At 69.9% G+C, this 26,868-nt stretch carries 23 protein-coding genes, 1 tRNA gene and 6 pseudogenes; 17 read left to right on the top strand and 13 right to left on the bottom strand.

Going from position 1 to position 26,868, the window contains the following annotated elements; all coding sequences use genetic code 11:
• Window positions 1-141 precede the first annotated feature (141 nt).
• A complete protein-coding gene (locus ACIRPK_RS07775) occupies window positions 142-1,212 on the bottom strand; it encodes a substrate-binding domain-containing protein (protein WP_403034489.1) in 1,071 nt (356 codons plus the stop codon).
• 1,473 nt (window positions 1,213-2,685) lie between these two features.
• Here ACIRPK_RS07775 and ACIRPK_RS07770 point away from each other — a divergent pair.
• The 3 genes and pseudogenes from ACIRPK_RS07770 to ACIRPK_RS07760 all read left to right on the top strand — a co-directional run.
• Complete coding sequence (locus ACIRPK_RS07770; protein WP_403034487.1) at window positions 2,686-2,865, top strand: hypothetical protein; 180 nt, start codon at window positions 2,686-2,688, stop codon at window positions 2,863-2,865.
• Entirely contained in the window at window positions 2,862-3,797 is a 936-nt protein-coding gene (locus ACIRPK_RS07765; protein ID WP_403034484.1) for a 1-phosphofructokinase family hexose kinase, read from the top strand. Before ACIRPK_RS07770 ends, ACIRPK_RS07765 begins: the two co-directional genes overlap by 4 nt.
• Window positions 3,775-4,140, top strand: a pseudogene (locus ACIRPK_RS07760) (class II fructose-bisphosphate aldolase); the annotation flags it as partial. The gene ACIRPK_RS07765 and the pseudogene ACIRPK_RS07760, both read left to right, overlap by 23 nt.
• A gap of 123 nt (window positions 4,141-4,263) precedes the next feature.
• Here ACIRPK_RS07760 and ACIRPK_RS07755 read toward each other — a convergent pair.
• Complete coding sequence (locus ACIRPK_RS07755; RefSeq protein ID WP_403034481.1) at window positions 4,264-5,451, bottom strand: IS701 family transposase; 1,188 nt, start codon at window positions 5,449-5,451, stop codon at window positions 4,264-4,266.
• Window positions 5,452-5,526: 75 nt separating this feature from the next.
• On the opposite strand from ACIRPK_RS07755, the pseudogene ACIRPK_RS07750 reads away from it, so the two are divergent.
• Window positions 5,527-6,003: pseudogene (locus tag ACIRPK_RS07750) on the top strand (class II fructose-bisphosphate aldolase); the annotation flags it as partial.
• A 31-nt stretch (window positions 6,004-6,034) separates the two neighbouring features.
• Window positions 6,035-6,316, top strand: a pseudogene (locus ACIRPK_RS07745) (acetyl-coenzyme A synthetase N-terminal domain-containing protein); the annotation flags it as partial.
• A 103-nt stretch (window positions 6,317-6,419) separates the two neighbouring features.
• Here the strand turns inward: ACIRPK_RS07745 and ACIRPK_RS07740 are convergent.
• The 5 genes and pseudogenes from ACIRPK_RS07740 to ACIRPK_RS07720 form a co-directional block, all read right to left on the bottom strand.
• Window positions 6,420-6,827: a spore-associated protein A gene (locus ACIRPK_RS07740; RefSeq protein WP_403034478.1), complete on the bottom strand. Its 408-nt coding sequence runs from the start codon at window positions 6,825-6,827 to the stop codon at window positions 6,420-6,422.
• A 394-nt stretch (window positions 6,828-7,221) separates the two neighbouring features.
• Window positions 7,222-7,410 (bottom strand): integrase core domain-containing protein, encoded by a 189-nt coding sequence (locus ACIRPK_RS07735; protein WP_403034513.1) that lies wholly within the window; start codon window positions 7,408-7,410, stop codon window positions 7,222-7,224.
• A gap of 118 nt (window positions 7,411-7,528) precedes the next feature.
• Window positions 7,529-7,762 (bottom strand): annotated as a pseudogene (locus ACIRPK_RS07730) (transposase); the annotation flags it as partial.
• Between the two features lie 324 nt (window positions 7,763-8,086).
• The gene (locus ACIRPK_RS07725) at window positions 8,087-8,686 is read right to left on the bottom strand and encodes a hypothetical protein (RefSeq protein WP_403034475.1); all 600 of its coding nucleotides are present in this window, start codon (window positions 8,684-8,686) and stop codon (window positions 8,087-8,089) included.
• 730 nt (window positions 8,687-9,416) lie between these two features.
• Window positions 9,417-9,872, bottom strand: a complete 456-nt coding sequence (locus ACIRPK_RS07720; protein ID WP_403034473.1) for a DUF2867 domain-containing protein — start codon at window positions 9,870-9,872, stop codon at window positions 9,417-9,419.
• 66 nt (window positions 9,873-9,938) lie between these two features.
• Between ACIRPK_RS07720 and ACIRPK_RS07715 the strand changes: the two genes are divergently transcribed.
• On the top strand, window positions 9,939-10,469 hold the full coding sequence (locus ACIRPK_RS07715; protein WP_403034511.1) for a TetR/AcrR family transcriptional regulator: 531 nt from the start codon (window positions 9,939-9,941) through the stop codon (window positions 10,467-10,469).
• Window positions 10,470-10,505: 36 nt separating this feature from the next.
• A pseudogene (locus ACIRPK_RS07710) lies at window positions 10,506-10,673 on the top strand (IS5/IS1182 family transposase); the annotation flags it as partial.
• A gap of 113 nt (window positions 10,674-10,786) precedes the next feature.
• Here the strand turns inward: ACIRPK_RS07710 and ACIRPK_RS07705 are convergent.
• Window positions 10,787-11,008, bottom strand: coding sequence for a DUF397 domain-containing protein (locus tag ACIRPK_RS07705; protein WP_403034471.1), 222 nt, complete (start codon window positions 11,006-11,008; stop codon window positions 10,787-10,789).
• Between the two features lie 242 nt (window positions 11,009-11,250).
• Window positions 11,251-11,535, bottom strand: coding sequence for a Scr1 family TA system antitoxin-like transcriptional regulator (locus ACIRPK_RS07700; RefSeq protein ID WP_403034468.1), 285 nt, complete (start codon window positions 11,533-11,535; stop codon window positions 11,251-11,253).
• 92 nt (window positions 11,536-11,627) lie between these two features.
• On the opposite strand from ACIRPK_RS07700, the gene ACIRPK_RS07695 reads away from it, so the two are divergent.
• A tRNA-OTHER gene (locus ACIRPK_RS07695) sits at window positions 11,628-11,722 on the top strand.
• Window positions 11,723-12,309: 587 nt separating this feature from the next.
• On the opposite strand, the gene ACIRPK_RS07690 is transcribed toward ACIRPK_RS07695, so the two are convergent.
• Complete coding sequence (locus ACIRPK_RS07690) at window positions 12,310-12,825, bottom strand: hypothetical protein (protein ID WP_403034465.1); 516 nt, start codon at window positions 12,823-12,825, stop codon at window positions 12,310-12,312.
• Between the two features lie 721 nt (window positions 12,826-13,546).
• Here ACIRPK_RS07690 and ACIRPK_RS07685 point away from each other — a divergent pair.
• The 5 genes from ACIRPK_RS07685 to ACIRPK_RS07665 all read left to right on the top strand — a co-directional run bounded on the left by ACIRPK_RS07685 (window position 13,547) and on the right by ACIRPK_RS07665 (window position 18,611).
• On the top strand, window positions 13,547-14,728 hold the full coding sequence (locus tag ACIRPK_RS07685) for a serine hydrolase domain-containing protein (protein ID WP_403034462.1): 1,182 nt from the start codon (window positions 13,547-13,549) through the stop codon (window positions 14,726-14,728).
• Between the two features lie 272 nt (window positions 14,729-15,000).
• Window positions 15,001-15,633, top strand: a complete 633-nt coding sequence (locus tag ACIRPK_RS07680; RefSeq protein ID WP_403034460.1) for a peptide deformylase — start codon at window positions 15,001-15,003, stop codon at window positions 15,631-15,633.
• 301 nt (window positions 15,634-15,934) lie between these two features.
• Window positions 15,935-16,897: a hypothetical protein gene (locus ACIRPK_RS07675; protein ID WP_403034457.1), complete on the top strand. Its 963-nt coding sequence runs from the start codon at window positions 15,935-15,937 to the stop codon at window positions 16,895-16,897.
• Window positions 16,894-18,189 carry an NAD(P)/FAD-dependent oxidoreductase gene (locus ACIRPK_RS07670; RefSeq protein WP_403034454.1) on the top strand — a complete coding sequence of 432 codons (1,296 nt, stop codon included), beginning with the start codon at window positions 16,894-16,896 and terminating at the stop codon, window positions 18,187-18,189. The genes ACIRPK_RS07675 and ACIRPK_RS07670 overlap by 4 nt, the downstream gene beginning before the upstream one ends.
• A complete protein-coding gene (locus tag ACIRPK_RS07665; protein ID WP_403034446.1) occupies window positions 18,186-18,611 on the top strand; it encodes a nuclear transport factor 2 family protein in 426 nt (141 codons plus the stop codon). The genes ACIRPK_RS07670 and ACIRPK_RS07665 overlap by 4 nt, the downstream gene beginning before the upstream one ends.
• Window positions 18,612-19,049: 438 nt before the next feature.
• Here ACIRPK_RS07665 and ACIRPK_RS07660 read toward each other — a convergent pair whose 3' ends face one another.
• Entirely contained in the window at window positions 19,050-19,466 is a 417-nt protein-coding gene (locus ACIRPK_RS07660) for a GNAT family N-acetyltransferase (RefSeq protein ID WP_403034443.1), read from the bottom strand.
• Between the two features lie 117 nt (window positions 19,467-19,583).
• Here ACIRPK_RS07660 and ACIRPK_RS07655 point away from each other — a divergent pair.
• A pseudogene (locus ACIRPK_RS07655) lies at window positions 19,584-20,244 on the top strand (HAD-IC family P-type ATPase); the annotation flags it as partial.
• A gap of 409 nt (window positions 20,245-20,653) precedes the next feature.
• Entirely contained in the window at window positions 20,654-21,205 is a 552-nt protein-coding gene (locus ACIRPK_RS07650) for a DM13 domain-containing protein (RefSeq protein WP_403034440.1), read from the top strand.
• Window positions 21,206-21,417: 212 nt separating this feature from the next.
• Here ACIRPK_RS07650 and ACIRPK_RS07645 read toward each other — a convergent pair whose 3' ends face one another.
• A complete protein-coding gene (locus ACIRPK_RS07645) occupies window positions 21,418-22,179 on the bottom strand; it encodes a dienelactone hydrolase family protein (protein ID WP_403034438.1) in 762 nt (253 codons plus the stop codon).
• Between the two features lie 420 nt (window positions 22,180-22,599).
• Window positions 22,600-23,511, bottom strand: a complete 912-nt coding sequence (locus ACIRPK_RS07640) for an alpha/beta hydrolase family protein (RefSeq protein WP_403034436.1) — start codon at window positions 23,509-23,511, stop codon at window positions 22,600-22,602.
• Window positions 23,512-23,613: 102 nt separating this feature from the next.
• Between ACIRPK_RS07640 and ACIRPK_RS07635 the strand changes: the two genes are divergently transcribed.
• On the top strand, window positions 23,614-24,183 hold the full coding sequence (locus tag ACIRPK_RS07635) for a TetR/AcrR family transcriptional regulator (protein ID WP_403034433.1): 570 nt from the start codon (window positions 23,614-23,616) through the stop codon (window positions 24,181-24,183).
• A gap of 873 nt (window positions 24,184-25,056) precedes the next feature.
• A complete protein-coding gene (locus ACIRPK_RS07630) occupies window positions 25,057-26,502 on the top strand; it encodes a non-reducing end alpha-L-arabinofuranosidase family hydrolase (RefSeq protein WP_403034430.1) in 1,446 nt (481 codons plus the stop codon).
• The last annotated feature ends 366 nt before the right edge of the window (window positions 26,503-26,868 follow it).

Raw genomic sequence — 26,868 nt, 5'->3', positions numbered from 1 at the left:
GGCGGGGGGGTCCGGTGGGGCCGGGGGGGGGCCCCCGGGCGGGGGCGCGGGGGCCGCGGGGGGGGGGCGCCGCGCGGGGGGCGCGGTGGGTGGGGGTGCAGATCGGTTGATCTGCACCACCTCACTCGTCTCCCCGCGCTCTCAGCCCCGGCCACCGCACGAACTGCGGATCTTCAGGTCCGGCAGCATGACGATCCGGCGGGCCGGCCAGGAAGGCCCGTGGTCGAGGCGCCGCAGCAGCAGTTCGGCCGCTGCGGCGCCGACGGCTCGCTTCGGCGGGGCCACGGCCGTCAGGGCGGGTGCCGCGAGTGCGGCGTACACGTCGTCGTAGGAGACCAGGGCGAGGTCGGTCGGAACCCGCAGGCCGCGGGTGCGCAGCAGTGCGGGCAGTTGGATGGCGTCGTGGTCGTTGTGCACGAGCACCGCTCGTACGCCCGAGGCGGCGGCGTGGGCCACCTGGTCGGCGAGGGTCTCGATGCTGCCGTGGCCGGAGCCCGGGTCCGAGACCCGCAAGCCGATGACCGGTTGGGGTGGGAGGCCGAGCAGCCGGACGGCTTCGGTGTAGCCGGTCCGTACCTGGTGGGAGGTCCAGGTGTCGTCGCGGGCCGCCAGGGTCACCGCGCGGTGACCGAGCGAGGCGAGGTGGCGCAGGGCGAGCAGGACGCCGTGGTGGTGGTCGGAGCCGACGGCGTCGAGTGCGGCGCCGGGCCCGACCGGCGAGGCCCAGCGTTCGACCAGGACGGCGGGGACCGGCAGTTCGTCGAGCCAGTCGAACTCCTCGTGCGGCCCGCCGGGCAGCCAGTTCGGGGCCAGCATCAGCGCGTCGACCCCGGACTCCAGCAGCCGCTCGGCCTGGAGGCGGTCGTTGCGGGCCTGGTAGGGAGCGATGCCCAGGACCAGCCGGGCGCCCACCGTCGCAGCGGCGGTGCGCGCTCCGGCGATCACTTCGTCGAAGTAGGACCCGACGGTGGGCACCAGCATGCCGATCGCCCGCTCACGGCCGTCGGACGGATCGGTCGTGACCTCCTCCGGGAGGGAGACCGCTCCGTGGGAGCGACGCAGCCGTCCGTGCTCCGCCAGGACGGCGATGTCGCGCCGGACGGTGACCGCGGGGATGTGAAGGTGTGCGGCCAGGTCCACCACGCGCACGGTGCCGAGCTCTCGTACCGCGTTGAGGATCCACGCGTGACGGACCTCCGCTGCGATGGCCATGTGCTCCCCTTCGATGACAGAGTCTGATCCGCCTGACCAATTCCTACCATTTGATCACATGGAGATCAAAGAGCCAACCGTTGGGTCGTTTCGAAGGCTGGGTGGGGGCGATGGGTGGGGCAGGGCACCGGTGATCAGGACGATCGCGAGGCCGCCTGCGGGGAGGTTCCAGACCGGCTCGTGCGTCGGTGGCGGCGGTCGGCTCGGCCGCCCGCCCCTCCCGCTCGCGCTGCAGCCGACGTAGCCGCCGGTAGAGCTCGCGCACATAGCCATGGCGAGACCAGCGGCGGAAGTCCTAAACCTTGCGCGGGGCCGGCAGGTCGACGAGCGATGCCCCAACAGCCCGAACCGGATCCGGACCGCCGGCAGGACGACACCGTCAGCTTCCGGCTGGACGCCAGCGCAAGTGATCACGGGCACCTCGCCCAAGCCGGCCGTGACCAGCACTTCCACTTCACTCTTCCGCTCATCGGCGTCATCGTCGCGGTTCTCGCCGCTGTCTTCGCTACGCCGACGACGCGGTCGTGCACTGCGTCAGCGAGCACCAGGCCCGCGAGGTCCTGGCGGCGCTCGGGGACAGGATGGAGGAGGTCGGGCTGCGGCTGCGTCCCGGCAGGACCCGGATCGTGTACTGCAAGACCGTCCGCGGCGAGGCTCGTACCAACACGTCGCGTTCACGTTCCTGGGTTCACGTTCCAGCCGCGTAAGGCGCAGGACAGGAACGGGAGGCGCTTCCTCTCCTTCCTGCCTGCGATCAGCAACGACGCCCTCACGAGAATCGGCGCAGTCGTCCGCAGTTGGCGGCTGCACCAGAGGGTCAACGTCACCGAGAAGGAGCTCGCCAAGGAGATCAACCCGATCGTGGCGTGCTGAATGCGGCACTGCGGCCGGTTCTACCGGTCGAAGCTGTATCGGCTCCTGACGCGCATCAACGCCTACCTGATGCGCCGGGTCCGCTCGAAGACAAGCGGCTGCGGGCAAGGAAGAAGGCCCACCAGGCGTGGCTCAGGTGGCCTCAGGCCCGGCTGCCAGCCGAGCGTCCCCGACCCACTCCATGGCTCACCCCCTCATCGCCACCCGGCCGGGCGGTCAACCGAAAGCTACGCGGGCCCGCTGACACCGGCACGTTGCGGTCCGTGATCGCTCCCCAAACTCGTGCCAGAGCCAAGTTTCAGCGATCGTTGACAACCCACGGCGGAGGAGCCGGCATCGGCGGCGGCCCAAGCCGAAGGATGGGCCAGGGCCGCGCCAGGCACCGGAGGTGTTGACCTCCTCCGCGCGGCCCGCGTGGGCCGTGCGCCGGCTCGAACGAAGCCGGCGGACGGCCCACCGTCATGCGGTGACGACGGGCGCTCCTACGGCCGCTCTGCTGCGCAGAACCGCAGTAAGTCTTGCTTGTTACTGCTTGAAAGTGCTACTAATCAAGCAGTATTGAGCATTAGCACGGGCCAGATCCCCAGAAGGAGCCTCCGCATGGCTACCGCCGACCCGTCCCGCACCACGACCGAAATCGCCTGGCATCGGAGAGCACCGGTGCGTGACGACCTCGACCACAGTGCGTGCGTGATCGCGTCGGACGTCGGCCGGACCAGCGACGCGGCCGGTGGCCCCGGCATCGGGCGGTACGTGTGGCAGGCGGCGGCCCGGCGATGATCCTCACCGTCACGCTCAACGCCGCCCTGGACGTCACCTACTTCGTCGACGCCCTGGTCCCGCTCGCCTCGCACCGTGTCGACGAGGTGCACGAGCGCGCCGGTGGCAAGGGCATCAACGTCGCCCGGGTGCTCGGGGCACTCGGGTGCCCGGTCACCGTGACCGGCCTGGTGGGCGGTGCCACCGGCGCGCTGCTCCGCCGGGAACTGGGCACGGCCGGTCTGCACGACAGCCTGGTGCCGATCACGGGCGACTCGCGGCGCACCGTCACCGTGGTCTCCCGCCGGGACGGCGACGCCACCGTGTTCAACGAGACCGGGCCGGTCGTGCAGCCGGGGGAGTGGCGCGCCTTCACCGACCGGTACGCGCTGCTGGTGCGCGACGCCGACGTCGTCGTGCTGGCCGGCAGCCTGCCCCCGGGCCTGCCCGAGGACGCGTACGCGCAGCTCGTCACGACAGCTGCGGCCGCCGGGGCCGTCACGGTGCTGGACACCAGCGGCCCACCGCTGCTGGCCGCGCTCGCAGCGGGGCCGGACGTGGTCAAACCCAACGCCGCAGAGCTCGCAGCCGTCACCGGACAGCCCGACACGGTCCTGGCGGCAGCCGCACTGCGCGCGCTGGGAGCCAGCGTGGTGGTGGCCTCCAGCGGTCCGGACGGGCTGCTGGCGATCACCCCGGACGGCAGTTGGCAGGCCGCGCCGCCCGCCCAGCTCAGCGGCAACCCGACCGGCGCGGGCGACGCCTGTGTCGCCGCGCTCGCCGCGGGGCTCGCCGTTGGTGCGCCGTGGCCCGAGGTGCTGCGCGAGGCGGTGGCCCTGTCGGCCGCAGCCGTCCCCTGCCCGGTCGCCGGTGACTTCGACACCGCGATCTACCACCGCCTGCGCACCACCGTCCCCGTGGAGGAGACCCATGCCGCTCGCACCCACCGATGAGACAGTCCGGGCCGCACAGCGGAAGCGGAGCGGCGTCGGCGCGTTCAACGTCGTGCAGATCGAGCACGCCGAAGCGATCGTGGCCGGCGCCGAGGCGGCCGGGCTGCCGGTGATCCTGCAGATCAGCGAGAACACCGCCCGCTACCACGGCGCGCTGGAGCCGATCGGACTCGCCTCACTCGCCATCGCCAGGGCGGCCGCTGTGCCGGTGGCCGTCCACCTCGACCACGCCGAGTCGGCCGACCTGGTCCGCGAGGCCGTCGAACTCGGCTTCTCCTCGGTCATGTTCGACGCCGCGAAGCTCCCCTACGAGGAGAACCTCGCCGCCACCCGCGAGATCACCCAGGGCTCGGTCATGGTCCTTGACCAAGTGCGGTGAGGTCGCTCGGGTTGCGGTGGCAGGCTGGGCAGCGCCAGAGGGCGGTGATCAGTGCGATCTGTAGGAGGGACACGACCTGATACATGCTCAGGGCGTGTCCTGGTCTTTTGGGTTGAGGTGCTGCTCCAGGCAGAACAGATGCGCGGCTGACACTAGGGCGACGTGGTGGTGGAATCCGCCGTAGGTGCGGCCCTCGTAGTCGCCCAGGCCCAGGGCCTGTTCCATCTCCCGGTAGTCGGTCTCGATGTGCCAGCGGCTGGTGGCGTGTCTGACCAGGGTCGACAGCGAAGTGTCCGGGGGCAGGTCGGTGATCCAGGAGCGGAACACCCCGCCGCCGTGCTTGCGCCGCCACTGAATCAGCAGGGTGCGCTGTGGCAGGTGCCGGCTGTCGGTTTCCGCGATGTGTCCGCGTTCGATGATCCCGGCGATATGCACGGGAATGGCGGCGAACCAGCCGGAGCGGGCTCGATGGTTCGCGGTCTTGACGCGGTAGATGAACCGGGTGGCCCGGTGCCGGTTGGCCTCGGCGATGGTGTCAACGGCGATGGTGGGTCGTCGTTTTGCCCAGGCGGTGACCGGCGTGCCCGTGGCGGGCAGGATCACCGTGTCCCCCTGGACCGCCAGTAGCCAGCGGATGCCGCGGGCGGTGAGCCCCATGCGAAACGCGACGTTGGTGCCGTAGTCGCTGTCGGCGATGACCAGGGGCGGGACATTCCCCCACTCGGCGAGCTCGTCGAGCAGGTCGAGGGCGATCTGCTGCTTTGTCCGGTGTGCGAGCCCGGGCGGGACCCCGGCCTTCGCGCACCGGGCCGAATCCTGTGCCCACTTCTGTGGAAGGAACAGGCGCCAGTGCAGCGGGCTCGACCCGCGTGCGGACACCGCGTGCACGGACACCCCGACCTGGCACAGATGCTGGTTGCGCTCGCCGCAGTGCTGCACGATCGCCCCTGCGGTGCCGTGCCCGTAGCGGACGAACGGATGGTCATCGATCAGCCAGGCGGTCGGCGCGATCACGGAGACCGCCCGTGCCGCGACCCGCCGCATCACTTCGCGGTAGTCCCAGGTGGACTGGGCTACGAAATGGCCCAGATTCTGTCGCGGGATGCCCAGGCGCTCAGCCATCGGCTCCACCGACTTGCGTTTGCCGTCGAGCATCAACCCGCGCAAGTACTGGTGTCCGTAGCCGCGTTGGCCCTCGTAGGCCAGGTACTTGAAGACATCGCCGGTGAACTCCGCGAGGTCCGCGTCCAGCGCGGACATGACCTGTAGGTCCATGGCCCGACCATCGCCCCAACGGCCATGGTCAATCAGCTACTTGGCTGAACAGGTCGAGGATCATGACCGAGCCCTGTCACCTCGTTCTGCCACCGCAGCGGTGTCTGGGTGGAAGCCGAACTCGGCGAGGTCGGCGGCAAGGACGGCGCCCACGCCCCGGGGGTGCGCACCGATCCCGGTGAGGCCCGGGACTTCGTCGCCGCGACGGGGGTGGACGCGCTCGCGGTCGCGGTGGGCAGCTCCCACACCATGCTCACCCGCGACGCCGTCCTCGACTTCGCCCTCGTCTCCCAGCTGAGCGAGGCCGTGCCGGTCCCGCTCGTCCTGCACGGCTCCTCCGGCGTCAGCGACCCGGACCTCGCCAAGGCCGTCCAGGCGGGCATGACGAAGGTCAACATCTCCACCCACCTGAACAAGATCTTCACCCAGGCCGTCCGCGACCACCTGGACGCCCACGCGGGGGTCGCCGACCCCCGCAAGTACCTCGGCCCCGCCCGTGCTGCCGTCACGGCCGAGGTGGCCCGGCTCCTGTCGGTCCTGGACGGGGCCTGACCATGGCTCAGAATGCGATGAGGAGTGCGCGTTGAGCAACGAGAGCCCGGCCAACCTGCTCAAGGAGGAGCGTCGTTTCGCTCCGCCGGCGGAGCCGGCGGCCGACGCCGACGTCACGGCGGCCGCGTACGCGCAGACGTCCGAGGACCGGCTCGGTTTCCGGGTCGAGCAGGCCCGCCGCCTCAGCCGGGCGGTCGAGCCCACCGAGACCCTGGACTGGTCGAACCCGCCGTTCGCGAAGCAGTTCGCCGACGGCAGGCTCAACGTGGCGTGCACCTGCGTGCGTCACCCGATCAGTGGCCGCTCCGAGAAGGCTCAGTGATCAGCAGTTCGGCATGCGGCTGGCATCGGCAGGCTTCGGCCAGCTGCTCCGGCAGGACGTCCTGGACACCTACCGCAAGCGGTCACGGGCCTGGTCAGCCGCAGTGCGAGTTGTACTGGTGGTTGACCTCGCCGTCGATGGTGCCCTGCCAGTCGATGCACGAGTGCGCCGCGTAGAGGCGCACCGGGCCGGCGTAGGTCGTGTAGAAGCCGCCGTCCGATATCCAGGTGCCGCCGGAGAGCCGGATGCCCGCGTCCATCGACTTCAGGTACGAGCTCGAGCTGGTGCGGACGGTCACCACGCAGTTGTAGCCGTTGGAGCTGTTGTAGGTGAGGAACACGGTCCCCTCCGCCAACGGCAGCGAGTCGATAACGGAGTACCCGCTGCCGCACGCGCCGTTGTAACTGGCTGCCTCGGCCACGCTCGGCATGACCGCGACGCCGCCCGCCGCCATCGCGGTGACCGCCGTGCTCATGGCGATGCGCTTGAAGAGCTTCCTCATGATCTGTCCCATTCCGTTCCCGTTACTCACCAGACGAACCGAGGATCCACGGCCTCCAGCGGCATGACCACCGGCCGCGGCACCCCTGACGCCATCGTGGCGAGCCCTGGTATCACGGACGTAACACCGGGTCAGAGGCTCGGTAGCGGGCCGCAGCTGAGCTCGCCGACTCCGCCGTCGGAGATGACGCAGTGCGATTCGTCCGACGGTGGGTCAGGAATGGCTCAGCGGGCTTGCGGTGACCTCACTTGCGTCAAGCCGTTCCAACGCCTTGCCCGCACGGGATCCGCGGTGGCCACGGCCGACTCGACCGCCCGTCACCAGGCCGAGGCGGACGCCCGTCGTCGGGGAGGCTGAGCTCGCTTCGCTTTGACGGACACTATGGGTGTGGCGGTCAGGCTGCGAGGACGGTCTCGTATTCGGTGGGACTGCGGTAGCCGAGGCTGCTGTGCAGCCTTCGTATGTTGTACCAGGCTTCGATACGCTCGAAGATCGCGGAGCGGGCCGCGGCCCGGCTCGGCCGATCGGCGAGCAACTCCCTCTTCAGGGTGGAGAAGAAGGACTCGGAGCGGGGTTGTCCCAGTACTGGCCGGTGCGGCCGACTGACGGTCCAATACCGAACTCGTTTGCCAGAGCGGCGAATTCATGGCTGGTGTACTGACCGGCGCACGCTTGAGGATGTCGACGTCCTCGCGCAGCCGGCGGTTCTCCCGTCGCAGCCGGGCCAGTCCCTCGCGCTCGCTGCTGGTCGGGCCGTCCCGCTCGCCGGCGTCGACCTCCGCCTGGGTGGCCCACAGGCGCACAGCGGTCTCGGTCAGATCGAAGTCCTTGGCCATCTGGCTGGCTGAGCGGTCCCCGCGACGGCACAGCTCGACGATCTCGGTCCTCAACTCCGGCGTGAACGAGCGGCGAGGACGCGGCTTCTTCTTCCCCATGCTCACCATGATGGACATCATCCTTCTGGGGCCCCAGGCCCCTGATCTCAGGTGTCCGCCAAAGCAGATCAAGCCCAGGTCTGCGTAATCCTGGACAACCTGTCCGCCCACAACGGCAAGAAGTCCGCCGCTGGGCCCGCAGCAATGACGCCCACCAGAGCGAGTACCTGTTGCGGTGTCAGAGTCTGCGCCTGTGGCTTTCTCGCTGGCGAGCGGCTCCATCTCCGTGGCGAAATCAGACGGGTGCCGGAGGGCTTTGCCTGGTTCCGCCACTGTGCTGGCCCGGCTCGCCAGAGGTTGCCGGGCCAGCACTTCAAGCAGTCGTCAGTTGCAGTCGCCGTAGCGGCCGCTGCCCCAGCCCCCGTCGGAGAAGGTATGCCAGTTGCCCCAGATGTGCTTGTTTGCGCACAGGGTCGACTGACTCCACCTGTAGTCCGTCTTGTAGACGGTGAGGTCGACGTCGGGCAGGAACTTCAGCGGAGCCGCATAGGCCTTGCCGGCCAGGTTGGTGTAGATGTTCATGATCGGCGAGGTGGTGTAGGAACCGTCCGGGTGGTCCAGTCGGAAGTTAGTCTTCAGCAGCGCGTCCTTGTTCTCCCCCTCGACATACAGGGTCCCCTCGACGTGGAACATGGCTTGGGCGCCCTGGCCGCCGGCGTCCGGCGCGACCGGGCTGGGAGCCCCGTAGTTCCAGTGGATCTCGGCGTAGACGCCCTTGCAGTCACCGAAGTACCCAAGGTAGAGCTCGCCCAGCTTGACCTTGTCGGCCATCAGTGAGACCGGGTGGGAGACCAGGATCGGGGACGTGGACGAACCACATCCAGTGGCTTGGACGGCGTTGGCGCTTCCGGCGCCGGCTGTCGAGAGGCTGGCGGTGAGTAGAAGCGTTCCGATACCGGCGCCGAATTTACGCGCAATGCGCATGGATCCCCCTTGAGTGGCGAAGAACTGATGACGCGTACGTTGACATCCCGATGAACGGCAGTCAACCCCCCACATAGCTGTATTGACATAGCTGAATGCGGAGCCGGGTCCTTCCTGCGGGCCGTGATACTGACCCGCACCCACACTCGTACATCGCTGGCGACCAAGCACGATTGTCCGATGAGCGGCCGAACAGTGGGGTCGAAGATGAATCGGCACCCGGACCGTCTCTGTGAGAAGGCCATGGAAATTCTGACGACGTATCAGCAGCCGTGACTGGCAGTGGATTTATCGAATGCAGAAAGCATTTGATGCCGGGTGCTGTGTTTGGCGGTATTCCAAACCGGGCGAGAAATGACGCCCCCCATCCGTGCTGCGGCAGCATGCGGACCAGCTCCAGCCGCGCAGCTACAGCGGCGCCTCTGGCGGGCATCCGAGTACTGGGGATCCGGTCTCGTTAGTGCTCGGGTACGGCCCAGGTGCCGGGTCCGTGATCATGGCCGGCTCGGGCAGCACGGCGCTCTGCTCGCGGGCCGCAGCCCCGCACTCGCGCACGCCCGGGCGACGGTGCACGTGGCAGAGGTCGAGCAGTGGCTGCGGGAACCCCTCGGCAGGCCCGGCTCCCCGCTCGGCCGACGGCGAGCTGTGCTCCGGCGCCGGTCTGACGCACCGACAGAACGCGACCTCCGCCGCAGCGCATCGCCACCGTGGCGGACGGGGCGCGGTCCGGTCAGCTCGCCGCGTGTCGGAGCAGTGAGCGGATGAGGGCGTGGTGGAAGGGACGGACCGGGCGGAAGTAGGCCCGGCCGAGGGCGTTGTGGAACTGGACCACGGTGGAGACCGTCAGGTCGGAGCCGTCGGTGTGGACCGAGGCGCGGAAGTCGAGGTGGCGGTCGTCCGTGCCGAAGACGACCTCCCGGTCGGTGACCAGCAGCGTCGGGAACGGGGCGGCTGACCGGCGGTCCCCGGTACGCAGGCCGAACGGGCGGACCAGCGCGTCGCGCAGGCGCATCAGCCGGCCGATCCAGCTCGGCGAGCCGGTGAAGAGCCTGCGGATCCACTCCTCGGGGTCGGCGCTGCTGCCGGGCGGCAGGGTGACGGCGTAGGCGTCCCGGTAGTCGATCCGGGGGAGCTGCGCCGGCAGGACGGAGTCGGCGGGTACGGGCACGACACGGGTGATGGCCATGCTCCGTACGGTAGCGTATGGAGCATGGCGCGCACCGGAAACGCACGATTCACGGCCGAGGACTGGCTGCACTCCGCTCTCGCCGCGATGGCCCGTGGCGGGGTCGGAGCGGTCCGGGTCGAGCCGATCGCCGCCGAACTGGGCGCCACCAAGGGCAGCTTCTACTGGTACTTCGCCAACCGCGATGCCCTGGTGACGGCAGCGCTCCAGCACTGGCTCCGGGAGACCACCGAAGGCGTGGCCGAGACCCTCGCCGAACTGCCGGACCCCACGGACCGGTTGCGCGCACTGCTCGGCACGGTGTTCGCCGAGCGGCCCGGACGCGGCCTGGAGGTGGCGTTGCAGGCGGACGTGGACTCACCCGAGGTCCGCGGCGTCCTGGCCGAGGCGGACCGCCGCCGCCTGGCGATCCTGCGCGGCCTCCTCGCCGACGTCGGCCTGGCCGGCGATGCCGCCGAACGGACCGCTCTCTCCGGGTACGCGACCTACCTCGGCTTCCTGCAACTCCAGCGCACCGACCCGGACCTGGTACCGAGCGGGGCGGACCGTGCGGCGTACGTCAACTCGCTGCTGGCCACGATGCTCGCGGGGCACTGAGGTGCCGTCGACCGCGCAGCGGGTGCCGGGACCTGAGCCGGCGGCCGCCCGCCCGCATTCGACAAGCACCGCTACAAGCACCGCAACGTCGTCGAACGCTGCTTCAACCGTTTGAAACGGTGGCGTGGCATCGCCACCAGGTTCGACGATGCCGCCGAGACCTACCGGGCAGTTGTCACCCTCGCACTCCTCATGTGGGCATGACCTTTGACGACAGCCGCCCGAGGCGGATGCAAATCTCGTACCCACCGGCGGCGCAGGCACAACGAGGCCCCGTCACCCTCTCGGCGGGGGTGGTGGGGCCTCGGGGCGGACTGTCACACGTCGCCGAACTTGCCTTCGGCGGTCGCAGTGGCGAAGGCTGCCGATGCGGAAGCCGGGAAGATCAGCGCAGGTCCGGCCGGGTCTTTGGAGTCGCGGACGGGCACGATGTTCTGCGACTGAACAATGTGCAGCGCGGGTTCGATGCACTGGCCGCCACCACTGCTGTAGCTGGATTTAGTCCACTGCGCGGTACTCAAGTCGGGAGCAGGGGTCATCGGTTCAGCTCCTTCGGTGCTGCGCGGATCATCGCCACCGAGTCGGCTACGGATGGCGCGTCAACCTGCAAGCGATCGTCGTCCCTGGCCCACTGCTGGACAGTGGCTGTATCTCGCTCGACGTAACCGCGCTGGGTTGTTTCCACATAACCGACGCGAGTGTGATCCGGGCGAAAGCCCCAGCGTCACCGCCGAGTTGAACGGCCTGCGCTCGCCGAGGCTGAACGGTACTACCTGGCTGATCACGTGAGGGAGTTCGGCAAGCTCACCAGGTGGTCAAGCTGTGGACCCATGACAGTAGGGCCGCCCACCTGCCACCGGATGCTGCTCTCGTCCAAGATGACGTGGATCTGGGCCGGTGGCTGACGGGTAATCAGGGCTTTTCTGCCGAGCCGAAATGCGTGCCGCTCCGCTGCCTGTTCCTTTGAAATGTTGCCACGCGCGACGGCCCCGCCTGTTCGGCCGCCGCGTGGTCGTCTTACGGGTGAGGGCGGCCGGTGTCCCTGGGACGGCCAGGTGTTGCCCACCAAGGTCCGTCAGCACCCGGTCAGGTCGGTGTCAGGTGGGGTGGGCAGAGTGGTGTCACGCCGAAGGGGCAACGCACCGCCCCGGAGGTTTGGGAGAGGTGCCCGGAGTGGCTGATCGGGTGCCTGGCCGGTGACGGTCGAGCAGGGCCTCTCGGGGTCCGCGCAGGTTCGAATCCTGCCCTCTCCGCCCACTGAACGCCCGGGGCCTGGCCGGTCGCTGGGCCTGGTGCAAGCAGGCGGCGACCGGCCACGCCGGGACTCTTCCAGCGGGCATTGGTGTGCCGGAGAGCGGGCCGATCCTCGCACGCAGCACCGACAGTCCCCGGACCTCAACCGGAGCCTGGAGAGCGCCGGCACCGCACCCTGGAGCACCGAGGCCAACGCGGGCGGCACGGCGGGGAGAGGCCGATTCCCTATGCCGTCCGCGTGTTGAAGGGCCATGGCGGGAGCCGACATCGTCGGGCTGCCTGCGAGCCGGTGGGGCGGTGCGGTCAGTCCGGGCGTTCGATCGCGGGGGGCTCCCAGCAGGTCGGAGGTGTCGGCAGCTTGCGGAGGACGTGGATCCGCGTCCCGACACGCAGCCCCACCCGTCCGGGTGCCACGCCTGTCGGGCCGGTAGTCCTGACGAGAGATCAGTCCTCCCGGCGGCAGGGCTGGTCGCGGTTGCCTCCCGCGTCGGCTGCCCCGATTTGCCGCTGGGTTGGTCACCGGATTCGCCCCACGCCCCGCGCCGGTGCGGCGCGGGGCGTGGCGGGGGTGGGTGCTGAGGGGTGGTCAGGTGTTGCAGTAGTTGCGGTTGCCCGTGGTGAAGCCGTGGGTGCCGCTGGCCCAGGTCGGGTCGCCGTCGGTGTCGTAGAAGACGAAGTTGCCGTCGTTCTGCACCCGGGCTGTTCCGCCGGGGGCGGGGTTCAGCGCACCGAGGGTGCAGACCGTGCCGCCGGAGGAGTTGAGCAACCGGACGTAGCCGGACTGCGACCAGACCACCCGGGTCACGCCCATGCCGCTCGTCCCGCTGGCCCACAGCGGCCAGTCCTGGGTGTCGCTGAGGGCGTAGAGCACGAGGTTGCCGTCGGACTGGAAGGTCAGCCGGGTGTAGTAGCTGGCGCTGACGGAGGCACCGGGGTACCAGTCCGGCTGTGCGAGGGTGAAGCGGGCTGCCGTGCTGCCGCTGGCCAGGGCCATCGCTTCGGTGCCGGACGCGGTGACTGCGGTGACCGCCGCCGTGCAGACCAGGGCGGTGCGGATGGCGGCCTTGCGCAGCCAGGAGCCGCCGAGCTGGCTGATTCCCATGAGACTTCCTTCGGTTCGGGCGGAGGGACGTGGTCCCCCGTGCGGTCCCGCTCGGGCCGCCCACGTCCGGGACGAACCTACGAAGGGCGCGTATCAGCCCGGTAACCGCGCCGTCACACCACCACCGGCCCGCCTCCCGCGTCGGCGACCGGGGACGGGGCAGGTCAAGGGCGGTGACATGCGCGTGGGGCCGATCCACAGTGCGCGGCTTGGACACGATCGGCGAGAGCGGGGGGCCGGCCGATGGCAGGCACACGACGGCGGGACAGCAGGTGGGGCACGGTTGCGGACTCCGGGTGGGACGCGGTGTTCAGGTAGCCGTCGCGCGGCTGGTTGTCCCCGCCCTTCGGGTGCGCGAGGCCGTTGACGAACATGGTGGCGCCACTGTGCCGTCCGAGCTCGCTCGCGACGCCTCGGCACGGGCGTAGCGTTCGCTGTCGGGCCCTCGATGTCTCCTCTGTCCGCGCAGCACAGCCTCGCCGGAGCCTCTGACCAACCGGCACCGAGATGGCCGGCGATCTCGGTGCCGGAACCCCGTTGCGTGGTCCCTACCCTGACGGCGGCTCAGGGGTCAGGGCTCGGGTGCGGTCAGGGTCGGACCCGGATGGCAGCGGGGGTCCGGTCGGCCAGACTCGGTCGAGCAGGAAGCGACTGACTACCGACTCTGGAGTACTGAAGCGTGAACACCCTTGTGCACCATCGTCGTTGGCCCCGTCTCGTGGTGGCTGGAGCAATGCTGGCCGCCGTGGTCGTGGGGGCCGGAGGGGCGGCGGTGGCCGCGCCCCGGGACGCTGGAGCGGCCGCCGCGGTCCCGCTGCCGCCGCTCGACCGGGCCGCGATCCGCCAGGCGGTCGCCGGATTCCCGACCGCCGACGTGAACGGCGTCCTGGTGCGCGTCACCGGCAGCGCCGGCCGGTTCGAGACCTCGGCGGGCGTCGGCGACCGAACCACCGGTCAGGCACCCGACCCGCAGGGCCGGTTCCGGATCGGGTCGATATCCAAGGTCTTCACCGCCACCGTGGTGCTCCAACTCGCCGCCGAGCACCGCCTGGACCTCGACGGCACCGTCCAGCGATATCTGCCGGGCCTGCTCCCGGCCGACCTGCCGCCGGTGAAGATCGGTCAACTCCTCGACCACACCTCGGGTCTGCCGCACGGCTCCGGCGACGCCTGGGGCGACGGCACCGCCACCTGGTTCGTCGAGCACCGCTTCGACAGCTGGACCCCCGAGCAGGTGGTCGCCACCCTGGCCGGCCAGCCGATGGCCTTCGCGCCCGGCACCGGCCAGCAGTACAACGGCCTCAACACCTTCGTCGCCGGCCTGCTGATCGAGAAGGTCACCGGCCGCTCCTACCCCCACGAGGTCCAGCGCCGGATCATCGAGCCGTTGCACCTGCGTGACACCGCCGTCCCGGACCGCCGCGACCCCCGGCTCGCCCGCCCGGCGGCGCACGCCTACCTGACCGTGCCCGGTCCGGACGGCGCCGACCGCCAGGTCGACGTCACCGAGCAGAGCCCCTGGCCGTGGGCGGAGGGCGGCCTGATCTCCAGCGCCCCCGACCTGGACCACTTCCTCACCGCGCTGTTCCAGGGCCGGCTGCTGCCCCCGGCCCAGGAGGAGCAGCTGTTCACCGTGCCCGAGGTCCCCAACGTGGACAACTCCCAGTGCTTCCCGGGCCAGCAGCAGGCCTGCATGAGCAAGGGCCTGGTCCGCACCGAGATCAACGGGGTGACCCTCTGGGGCAAGACCGGCTCCCGGCCCGGCTGGACCAGCGGCGCCTTCGCCACCCGTGACCTCCAGCGCCGGTTGGTCTACTCGTTCAACCCGACCACCACCCGGGGCGCCGACATCCGCTACGTCCTCAAGCTCGCCAACGCGGTCGTCCCGCCGGCTGCCGGCTAGCCCCGCCGGCCGGGGCGGCTCGGCAGCCGGACCAGCCCCAGTCCGCCGCCCGCCGCCTGGTGCGCACCGCCCAGCGCGGGTGGGAGCAGGAGGACCTGGTCGAGACGGCGCCGGGAGAGTATCCGGGGCGCGGTGCCTGACTCCGGGTGGGACGCGGCGCGGCGGGACAGCGTCTGGGGCTGACCGATACGAGCTGGGGCGGATAGGCTCGCCAGCCATTCCGCGCCGCCGGGGTGCCGGCGGGCGCCACCCGCTTCTTCGACGTCCACCGCATGGTCTCCCGTCCCCTGCGGATGGACGTCACCTCCACCGACCTCGACGGCGCCGCCAGTTCCGGCACGTACGAGTTCGGGCTCGCCCGCCTCGTCGCCCAGGAGATCGACCACCTTGACGGCCTGCTGTGCACCCACCGTTATGCATCCCGGGGTTCAACCGATCCCGGTCGAGGAGTACCGAGGCACCGGCTCGACCTGGGCCTACCGAGGGCGCCGGCCGTCTCGTCGGCTCACCGACACACTCTCCTGACCTGCGCGAACAGCGTGGCGCGCAGGCTCCGATTCCCGTCTTCCTCAAGAACATTTCCCACTGCGCTGGTCAGCGGGCTGCCGACGATTGCGGGACCGGCGGAGGAGGCCGTCACCTGCACCCACGCCACCCGAAGTCCTGCTCCGGTGTTCAACGAAGCGGGACCTCCGCCGACCCACCGCATGCGGCGTCACCCCGAAACTCTCGGCAACCTCCTCGTTCGCGCGCCAGCTGATCACCCCGGGTTGAAGTTGGTCCGCGAGCGACTCGATGCCGGACTGCCAGAGCACGCAGCTCGACAGGTCTTCGCGCGACATCCGCGAAGTCGCCTCAGACCCCGCAGCAGCCCGGTCAGACCCGCCGCCACCAGGCCGCCATGACCAGGGCGTACGAAAAACTCCTTTGGGAGCGGTCAGTGGGGTGCGGCCCTCACTACGCGCCTACGGCCGCGTGACCCGGTCCGCCGACCGCCGTCCTGCGAGACCGGGCGCGTGGTCGGGCTGCGGCGCGGTGAACGCTCCCGCTGGATGCCACTCTGCTGGATCGTGCGCCCCGGAATGTGCGGGAAAGGGCACGGCGCCGCACCCCCACGCGCCATGGCGCTGGTCAGGGCGGCCGTTGGATGCTTGCTGGGCCCCGCCGAGACCAGGGGCGCGCACCAGCACGGCATAGGAGAACAGCATGGACCCCTACGCCCGCCTCAGCACCCCTCCGCCCCCCGTCGAGGAGAACCCCCGCCGAGCCCACCGCGTCGAAGCGGCGCTGGAGAAATGGGCCCTCGAAGTCGGGATCGCCGACTACCTGGGCGAGATCAACCTCAGCGGCTTCGGCCGCATGATGTGCCTGGCCAATCCGCACGCGGCGAGTGACAACCACCTGCTCGTACTGGCCAAGTGCTTCGTCGCCGAGTACATCACCGACGACACCTGCGAGGACAACGAACACGGCGTCGTCCCGGCACAGTTGTACCCGCAGCTGATGATGGGGACGTTCACCATCGAGTCGACCGCGCCGATCGCCGCCTGCGCGAAGGAGTGGGACGCCCAGACCCGGACGAGCATCCTCTGCCAGGCCTGGCAGGGCGCCATCGCGAGTGTCCACGAGATCGCCACCCCGGCTCAGGCCGGTCGGCTCAAGCACGCCCTGGCCACCCTGTTCATCGGCTTCGGCGGCGAGTCCGGGTGGCGCCTGGCCCAGCGGGTCCCGCCGTCCTGGGAGTACCTGATGGAGCGTCAACTCAACTCCTTCTTCTGCTCGATGATCCTCCCCGACGTGGCCGCCGGCTACGAGCTGTCGTCCCAGCTGTACTACCTGCCGGAGGTGCAGCGGGCACTGCGCGCGGCAGCGCTCTCCAGCAACCTGATGAACGACGTGTACTCGCTCTGGCGCGACCTGGAGCAGGAGAGCACCGCCTACAGCCTCCCGCTGCTGCTCGCGGCGGAACAGGACATCCCGCTGGAAGCGGCGGTCGAGCGGACCATCGACCTGCACAACGAGCTGATCGGGTTCTTCCAGGAGGAGTCGGTCAGGCTCGCGGCCGCACACGGCCCGACCATGGGGCGCTACCTCGCCGACATCCTCAACTGGCTTGCGGTCAACCGCTACTGGCACGTCACCAGCGACCGCTACCGGATGCCGGCGTGAGCGCCCGGGCCCGCGCCCTGGTGGTGGGTGCCGGGTACGCCGGTCTGCTGGCCGCGCACGTGCTCGCCACCCGCTTCCGGGAGGTCGTGCTGCTGGACCGCGACGAGATCACCGACAGCGACCAGCCCCGCAAGGGCGTTCCCCAGGGACACCACCCGCACTACCTGCTGGAGCGCGGCGCCCGCACCCTGGAGAGCCTGCTGCCGGGACTCCAGCGGAACGTGACCGCCGACGGCGTCGTCCTGCGCGACTTCGGCACCGGCACCCGGTTCCGACTGCCCTCCGGCTGGACGCCGCAGGTGCGCACCGGCATCCAGGTGCAGTCCATGACCCGCCCCTACCTGGAACAGCAGATCCGCCGCCGCGTGCTGGCCCACCCCAACGTGATCCTGCGCAGCGGCGTCCCCGTCGACGGCCTGCTGACCGTCGGAGGAGGCCGGCGGGTCACCGGGGTGAGCGCCGGAGCCGAGATCATCACGGCCGATCTGGTGGTCGCCGCCACCGGCCGCAGCAACGCCCTGACGGCCTGGCTTGCCCAGGCCGGTTGCGAGCCGGTGCCCGAACGCATCGTCCCGGCCGAAGTCACCTACACCACCCGCACCTACCCCACCGCCGCACCCGGGCTGAACGCGTGCCACGCGGTCCTGCTCTACGCACCAGGCCAACCGCGCGGCGGGGGCGTCATGGCCGTGGAGAAGGGGCGCAGCACCCTGGCGCTCTTCGGGTACGGCGCAAACCGTCCGCCGCTGGACGACCAGGGCTTCCGGGCCTTCGCCGAGAGCCTGCCCGAACCGTTCCTGGCCGCGTTCCTCGCCACCGCTCCGCAGCACACCCATGAGCACCGGTTCATCGACCGAGGCAACCACTGGCGCCAGCTCCACCGGGCGCGGGCCTGGCCCGAACAACTGGCGGTGGTCGGCGACGCGCAGTGCCGGTTCAACCCGATCTACGCGCAGGGCCTGACGGTGGCCACCCTCCAGGCCCAGGCGCTCGGCCGCTCACTCGACCAGGGTGAGGACGTCCGCGCCTTCCACCGCCGCTGCGCCCGGATCATCCGCGTGCCGTGGCTGATGTCGTCCAGCTCCGACCTGGCCTGGACGCCCCGGCAGGCCCCGTGGGCCGCCCGCGCCGCCCACTGGTACAGCGGCCGCCTGGTCGACCGCGTGCCCACCGACCCGAGCCTCTACCAGGTGTTCGCCGGAGTCCAGCACATGCGGCGCTCCCCCGCCGCGCTGGCGTCCCCCGCAGTTGTACTCAAGGCGCTGCGGCGCCCGAAGGAGGATCAGACATGAGCGAGACCGGTGAGCAGCACTACGGCGCCGTCGCCCTGCGCCACCAGTACCAGGCGATGACCGTCGGCGACATGACACAGGTCGTGCGGCACTTCGCCGCCGACCTCTTCTACGAGGAGCCCTCTCTCGGGGTCGTCGCGCACTCCCCGGGTGAGATCGCCAAAGGTTACGAACCGTGGCTCACCTGTGTGCGCTTCACCTTCCCCGTGCTGGACGCGTTCGGCGCCGGGGCACGGGCAGCCCTGCGGTGGGAGATGCACGGCACCGTCCTGCGGGAGATGCCCGGCCTGGTGACGCCCGACCACATCGGCAGCACCTTCGTCATCATCGGCGCGACCACCGCCCAGTTCAACGACGAGCGGCTCATCGACCGGTGCGGCTGCTACTGGGACCTGGGCTCGTTCTCCGCACAGTTCCGGTAGCCCGCGACACGAGACACGCCGCCGTGGGGCGGTGAACGCCCCCATGGCCGGGGGACCTGACCACAGGCAGCTCCCGGCCTCGTCCACCTGCCGGTGGACGGAGGAAGCCCCTTTCGTACAGATCACGACGCCTGCCGATCGAACGAGAGGCCCAAGCGCCGCAGCGAAGCCCGTGTGGTTGATCCGCCGAACCTGAGTCCGGCCGCCCGGCCTGCGGACCGATCTCCGCACGGAACTGCTGGGCGGGCGGGCGGCCTGTGCGGGCCTGTCGACACCCCGGTGGACGCTCGCCTCCGACTCGTCGGCACAACGCGCAGGATCATGGAGGCGTGAGCGATGCCGAGACAGCGGTGGACCTGATGCACCTGCCCGACCGTCAGAGCAGCGTCGTGATCAGAGTGCTCGGTCACCACGGCGGAGGGGATCCGTTGCGTCGGTCTACGGCTGATCGAATGTCCAGGTGAGTACCACCTGTCCCGTTTCCGGGACGCCGCCGGCACGGCGGTACGTCGCCACTGCCGCCGCATTCTCCTCGTCCGTGATCGTCCACACGCCGTAGCAGCCCCGTTCACGTGACAGGTCGGCAAGCGCCGACACCAGAGCCCGGCCGACGCCACGCCCACGGAACGACTCGTCCACGCCCAGCTCGTACAGGAACATCTCGGTTCCCTTGTCCGGATGGGTCATCTCGACACCGGTGACCATCCCCGCCGGGACGTCGTCCACATAGGCGATCAGGAGGTGATGGCGCTCGTCCGTCAGGAACCGTTGAGTTGCCTCCTGCCCTGGGGCGGTGTCGAAGAGATGTCCAGCGGCGTTGACCGCCTCGACCTGAGTGACACGACGGATCTCCATCCGAGGATCCTGACACGTGCCGGCAGCGGGGGCGGCCATTCTGCCGGAGAGCGATCCCGACGCCGAACCCATCTCCACGGCCTTCGGAGCCCCGCCGCTCTGACCTCCGAGCGGTACGGCGCGCGGGTGTTGGGGGTCATCCGGCTCAAGGACATCGTCAAGGACGGCATCCGGCAGCGGTTCGGGGAGCTGCGCCGGATGAGCATCCGCACCGTCATGGTCACCGGTGGCAGCCCGCTGACCGCCCGGGCGATCGCGGAGGAGGCGGGCGTGGACGACTTCCTCGCCGAGGCTACCCCCGAGGACAAGATGGCGCTGATCAAGGCGGAGTAGGCGGGCGGGAATCAGGTCGCGATGACCGGCGACGGCACCAACGACGCCCCGCCCTCGCGCAGGCGGACGTCGGCGTGGCGATGAACACCGGCACCTCCGCCGCGAAGGGGGCCGGCATCATGGTGGACCTGGACTCCAACCCCGCCAAGCTGATCGAGATCGTCGAGATCGGCAAGCAACTGCTGATCACCCGTGGGGCGTTGACCACCTTCTCGATCGCCGACGACGTCGCCAAGTGCTTCGCGATCATCCCGGCGATGTTCCCGGCCGCCTACCTGGGCCTGGACCGGCTCAACGTGATGGGCCTGCAAAGCCCGCAGTCCGCGATCACGTCGGCGATCATCTGGGCCGCAACCTGCGGCACCACGGTCTCGGCGGGCTGGTACTGCCCTTCCTCGGCATCGAACTCATCGACCTGGTCGTCCAGTTCGTCCCCGGCCGGTGACCGGCTCGGATCGGCCGGGCACGACCGATGGTCCGGTGATGGTGGAGCGATGTAGCACCGATGTTCGAGCCGTCGAGGCTGATGGGCGTGACGACGACGACCTACGCCGGGACCGGAACCGTGCTCTACGAGTACCGGCGCACAGAGCTGATCGAGCCGGAGTGGCGGCGCTTGCCGCTGTGGAGCGAGGTCACCGCCGAGGAGTGGCGGGACCCGCAGTGGCAGCGCGCGCTGTGTGAAGAACCTGCGCCAGCTGCGCGAGGCGCTGGGCACCGGCCCGGGGGAGACCGACGCCGCAGGCGTCCGGGTGTTCGTCAGAGTTTCGTAACTCCCGCGAGGGTGGTGCCTGCCACCTGCGGAGTGTTGTAGTCGATGCCTGATCACCCATCCACTGTTGTCCGGAGATCCGATGCGTCGCCGAATTACCCGTCCGGTTCTGGCCGTTGCCGCCCTGGCGTTCCTGCTGACCGCCGGGGCGGGGCTCTACGTCTTCGAGCCGTGGAAGGCCTTCACCGATACCGCCGTCGACGACGCCCTGCCGACGGTCGCGATCTCCGCGCCCGCAGCGCCCCCCACTGCGGGCCCGAGTTCCACGCCGCTCCCGGACCGGGGGCCGGCTGACCTGAGGCGCGGCGGCTTCGTCTCGGGCGAGCACGCCACCACCGGTGACGCCCGCCTGATCCGGCTCGCCGACGGCAGCACGGTGCTACGCCTGGAGAACCTGGCCACCTCCGAGGGCCCGGATGTCCGGGTCTACCTCTCCACCCGCCCGGCCGCCGAGTCGAAGCTCGACAGTCTCGGCTCCGACGCCGTCGAACTCGGAAGCCTGAAGGGCAACTTGGGCAACCAGAACTACGCCGTTCCGGCCGGCATCGACCTCACCCGCGTCCGCAGCGCCGTGATCTGGTGCAAGCGCTTCTCGGTCGGCTTCGGCGCCGCCGATCTCACCACTCCGGTCTGACCCCGCCGATTCCGCCCGGAGCGACGGTCGTTCGACCTAGGGGCTGTCGTCGAACTCCCGTCGTCGCCCGGAGGGCGGTCCTTCGGCGTCTGGTGCGTGCTCCCGGCGTGCCGGGCGGGAGCACGCGTACTGGGTCGTACTCGGGCTTTCGTCCGGTGCGGCGAGAGTGCGTGCCAGGCGTCGTGGGGCAGGCGGGAGTTCGACGACAGGCCCTAGCGGCCGGACGGGTCTTGGGGTTCGTCGGAGGGGTCCTCCGTCACGGGCAGGCACTCGGTGAGCAGGTCGACGACGTCGCGCCAGGCTCGCCGTGCGTGCTGTGGATGGTAGCCGACGCCGGGGACCGTGGGGTGGTCGACCGGCGGGTGGTGGAAGGCGTGCAAGGCGCCGCCGTAGACCGTGAGGCGCCAGTCGACGCCTGCGGCCTGCATCTCGGCGGTGAACGCGTTCCGTTGTGCGGGCGGCATGATCGGGTCTTCCGACCCGACGCCGGCCCACACCGGGCAGCGGATGCGCGCCGCCTCGCCCGGCCGGCCCGTGGTAAGTGCGTTGACCGTCCCGATCGCGCGCAGGTTGGCGCCGTCGCGCCCGAGTTCCAGCCCGACGGCGCCTCCGGTGCCGTAGCCGATGGCGGCGATCCGGTCGGGGTCGGCCCGCGATTCGGTGCGCAACACGTCGAGCGCCGCATGGCCGATGCCCCGCATCCGGTCGGGATCAGCGAGCAGTGGCAGGCAACGGGCCAGCATCTCCTCGGGGTTGCCCAGATAGCGCCCGCCGTGAAGGTCGAAGGCCAGCGCGACGTAGCCCAGTTCGGCGAGAGCGTCGGCCCGACGGCGCTCGACGTCGCTGAGCCCCATGCCCTCCGGCCCGAGCAGCACCGCAGATCGGCGGTCGATGCCGGCCGGGAGCGCGAGGTGCCCGATCATCGTCAAACCGTCCGCCGGATACTCGACCGTGCGCGTCGTGATCGTCGTCATGGGACCGGACTGTAGTGATCGTCGAGCCCGGTCCGGCCGGTGTTCTGCCGCCGGCAGAACAGTGCGCGGGTCCCGCTGCAATGCAAGGGCCGAGCGCCCAGGGCCTCAAGATCATCTTGCTGCCCCTCTGGTGGGTCCCTCACCCCCCCCAGAAGTGCAGGCGGCCCTCTCCCGGGACCTGCCGCACCTCATCGAGACCGACCCGAACCCGGCCCTGACCACTGAGCCCGCAGCCGACGCCAACCGGAACATCCTGCGTTTCCTCATGCACGCCCACTGCGCCGCCCACGGTAGGGGATCAGGTCGGGCTGCTTCGGAAACGTGCGGCGGATTCCGCGTCGGCGCAGGCGGTCGCGGTCGGTGTGGACCGGGGCCCGCTCGCCCGCCCCCGATCCGGTCGACAGTGCGGTCCGGCCGGGTTCACTTGCTGGAGATGCTCCACATGCCGTCGCCGGCCACGGCGGCATTGTCGAGGGCGGTCCACGCGGTGCCGTTGAGCCCGAAGGCGTCGAGGAGGTAGGCGGAGACCGCGTCGGCGACGAGGGCGACGCGGGCGGGGTCCTCGTCGGTGGTCTCGGCGGCCCTCTCGCCGGCGATGCCGCCCAGGGTGTGCTCGCCCTCGGGGATGGCGAGCAGGCTCTTCGGGGACGGGCTGAGGTGGTAGGCGTCGGTGAACCACTCCGGCCCTCGGGTCGAGAGCTGCGACCGGTCCTTGCCACCTGCGATGACCAGGGCCGGGGTTGTCATGGTGGAGTAGTCCGGCCGCATGAACGGAAGGTGCTCGGCGGCGAACGGGGTGAGGGTGTCGCCGGTCCCGGTCGCGGCGATCAGCGCGCCGGCCGAGACCGCGGAGTGGGAGAAGTCCGCTCCGGGAGTGCCGTCGGCGTCGAGCACGCGCGCGCCGAGGATCGCGCCGGCGGTCTGGGCGCCCCAGGAGTGGCCGACGATCGCGATGCGCTCGCGGTCGACGCGGGTCTCCAGGCCACCGGCCTGGCGAAGGATGTCGCCGAGGCCGTCGAGGACCGCGTGGAGGTCGGCGATCCGGACGCGCCAGATGGTGGCGAAGCGCGGGTCGTCCCAGCCGATGCCGTTGCGGCGGGAGTCCAGGTGGGTGGGCTGTACCACGACGAATCCGGCTGCGGCCCACCGGTCGACGAGGGGCTCGTATCCGTCCATCGACCAGGCGTTGCCGTGGGAGAACACGATGACGGGCAGGTTCTGGCCCGAGAGCGGGGCGGTGACCTTCACCGGCAGGTCGACGCTGCGGCCGGGCGCGGGAACGGTGATGGGCTTGACCGAGACGATCCGCTGGTCGAGGTGGTGGGAAGGCATGGGGGACCTGCGCTTTCTCCAGGGGATGGCTCTGCCATACTTTGGCGGAGCAGCGTTCCGCCAAGGTAGCGGAACATTGTTCCGCGAGCAAAGGAGGATCCCGTGCCGGAACCGGTCGGAGTACGCCAAGTACAGGCACAGCGCACGCGCAGCGGCGTACTGGCGGCCGCAGCGGCGGTCTTCGTGGACCAGGGCGTCCAGGCCCCCATCCGCGACATCGCCGAACGCGCCGGCGTCGGCGTCGGCACGATCTACCGGAACTTCCCGACCCGGGCGGACCTCGTCACCGCCGTCTACCGGCACCAGATCGACACCTGCACCGCACTCGCGCCCCAGCTGCTGGCGGAAGCGGACTCCCCGTTCAGCGCCTTGACCCGCTGGGCGGACGCGTTCGTCGAGTTCCTGGTGACCAAGCACGGACTCGGTGCCGCCCTGGGGTCCGGCGATCCGGGGCTGGAGAACCTCCACGCCCTGATGCTCGACACCCTGGTCCCGGCCTGCGCGACACTGCTCGACGCCTGCGCCGCCGCCGACGAAATCAGCCTCGGCATCACCGCCTACACGCTCATGCGCGCCATCGGAAACCTCTGCATCACCGGTCCCGACTACGACCGGGCCGACGCCAAGCACATGGTCGCCACCCTCCTCGCCGGATGCCGCCGCCAGGCATAGCGATGGCACCCGGCCCGCCCCCGCCGTCTGCGCACCGGCGAACTCGGCACGGCGGCCATCGCCCGGACGACAGCTCGGCGTCGGTGAGCTGCGGGGCGATTCCGTGCTGACGCCGACGCAGGGCAACGACGCCAAGCTCACCGCCTGGATCGCGTCAGCTCGCTCGGTCGCCCTGCCCCACCGGCGCTCCTTCAGGGCCGGACTCGAACTCGATCGGGCCGCGGTCGACGCCGGACTCACCACCCCGCGCCACAGCGGCCGCACCGAGGGCGTCAACACGCGAACCAGGGAAGATCACGAGACAGCTGTACGGCTGAGCCGGATTCCCCTGCTCCGACCCCGCATCCTCAGTGACCACCACAGAGCATTCTCACCGAGGACGGGACAGGGTCGATGACCGTACAGCCCCTTCCCTGAGGAGCAAGGGCTCCTCCGGTCGCGGTCCTGACGAACCCTCGGTGCCTGACCGCGACTACCAAGATCACCGACAGGATCAGGCCAACTGCCGTCCGCATCGAAGAGAGTGAGCGCTCACATCCCTCTGGTCAACAGCTTTGACAGGATGAGATTCTGATGACGCCTCAGTAACGAACAGGTTGCGTGACAGTACTTGACGGCCTCTCGTGTCCCGTGGTTTTCTCCTACGACACGCCGGATGTTCGACTTTCAAGTTGTTAGCGCTAACAATCTGTCGGAGACCCGGCGCCCCCACCCCCTCAGGGGTCACGTCCTGCCGCCGCCTCGGACGTGCCGTGCCCGATCTGCACGTACCGACAAGGACCGACCCCTGCCCAAGTCGCCCCCAGGAGGGTGCAGATGAACGCTCTCGGTACAGCACCACGAACCTCGACGCGGCGCGGATGGCGGCCGCGGATGGCCGCCCTGCTCTCGATGGTCTTCGTGGTCGGCTTCCTGGCGATGGTGAACCCGTCGTCCGCCTCGGCTGCCTCGGTCGACACCGGCAAGTGGTACGTGCTGGTCAACCGCAACAGCGGCAAGGCCCTCGACGACTACAACTTCGCCACCGCCGACGGTTCGCCCGTCGTCCAGTGGACCCGGAGCAACAACGAAGCCCAGCAGTGGCGCTTCCTGGACTCCGGCAGCGGCTACTACCGCCTGCAGAACCGGAACTCCGGCAAGGTCCTGGACGACTACAACTGGTCCTCGGCCGACGGTACCGACGTCCTCCAGTGGAGCGACCTCAACGCGACCAACCAGCAGTTCCGCCTCGCCGACTCCGCCGACGGCTACGTCCGCCTGCTGAACCGCCACAGCAGCAAGGCACTTGAGGTCCAGGGCGCCTCCACCGCCGACGGCGGCAAGATCGTCCAGTACGCCGACTGGGGCGGCAGCAACCAGCAGTGGCAGCTCGTCGCCGTCGCCGACGCCGGAACCGGTGCGTGCGTTCTTCCGTCGACCTACCGCTGGACCTCGAGCGGCCCGCTGGCGGAGCCGGCGAACGGGCAGGTGGCGCTGAAGGACTTCAGCACCACCACGTACAACGGCAAGCACCTGGTCTACGGGACCACCTCCAACGGAACGTCGTGGGGCTCAACGGGCTTCAGTCCCTTCACGAACTGGTCGGACATGGCGACGGCTACCCAGACCCGGATGACCGATCCCGCGGTGGCGCCCGAGGTGTTCTACTTCGCACCCAAGAACGTCTGGGTGATGGTGTCCCAGTGGAGTCAGTGGCCGCTCTACTACCGCACGTCCAGCGACCCCACCAACCCCAACGGCTGGTCCGCCTCGCAGCCGCTGTTCACCGGCAGCCTCCCCGTGAACGCCCAGGGCCAGAAGGACGCCCCGATCGACCCGACCATGATCGCCGACGACCAGAACATGTACTTGTTCTTCGCTGCTGACAACGGCAGGATCTACCGGGCGAGCATGCCGATCGGGAACTTCCCCGGCAACTTCGGCACCTCGTACACGACGGTCATGAGCGACACCACGGAGCTCCTGTTCGAGGCGCCGGAGGTCTACAAGGTCCAGGGCCAGAACCAGTACCTCATGATCGTTGAGGCGCAGGGTGCGAACCGCTACTTCCGCTCGTTCACAGCCTCCAGCCTGAACGGTCCGTGGACCGTCCAGGCCGGCAGCGAGAGCAGCCCCTTCGCGGGCCAGGCCAACAGCGGTTCCACCTGGGCCCAGGGTGTCAGCCACGGTGACCTGGTCCGCAACAACCCCGACCAGACCAAGACCATCGATCCCTGCAACCTGCAGTTCCTCTACCAGGGTCTCCCCAAAAACATACCGGCGGGCACCGACTACCTCAGCCTGCCCTACCGGCCGGGTCTGCTCACCCTGCAGCGCTGACCCGCCTGATCCACGGTGATCGCGATGTGAGGCGGTCCGCCGACGCGTGGACGAGTTGTCCACGGTGTGGGCAGCCCCACCTGCTGACCGACACTCACCGCACCGAGGAACCCCAGCCGCACATCGGCTGGGGTTCCTCATTCTCCGTGCAGGCGGCTTCAGGGGGCGTTTTGGCATTGCTGATCCGGTAAGTGGCCTATGTGGATGTCCTCTTGGCGACGTCATGCCCGGTAGATGAGCGACGCCGCCCCCAGGGCCGGAGAGTCGACTGTCCGTCTCGCCCACATCCGTGCCCTGAAGTCCGTCTGCTTTGACGAAGGCACAGAAACGCCCCACAGGCTGCGGAACGGGATCCTCCGCCCGATC

This window comes from Kitasatospora sp. NPDC101801 (assembly GCF_044766665.1).
Classification (GTDB): Bacteria; Actinomycetota; Actinomycetes; order Streptomycetales; family Streptomycetaceae; genus Kitasatospora.
The sequence above is the reverse complement of the archived record's forward strand: the minus strand, read 5'-3'. Positions and strand labels throughout refer to the sequence as shown.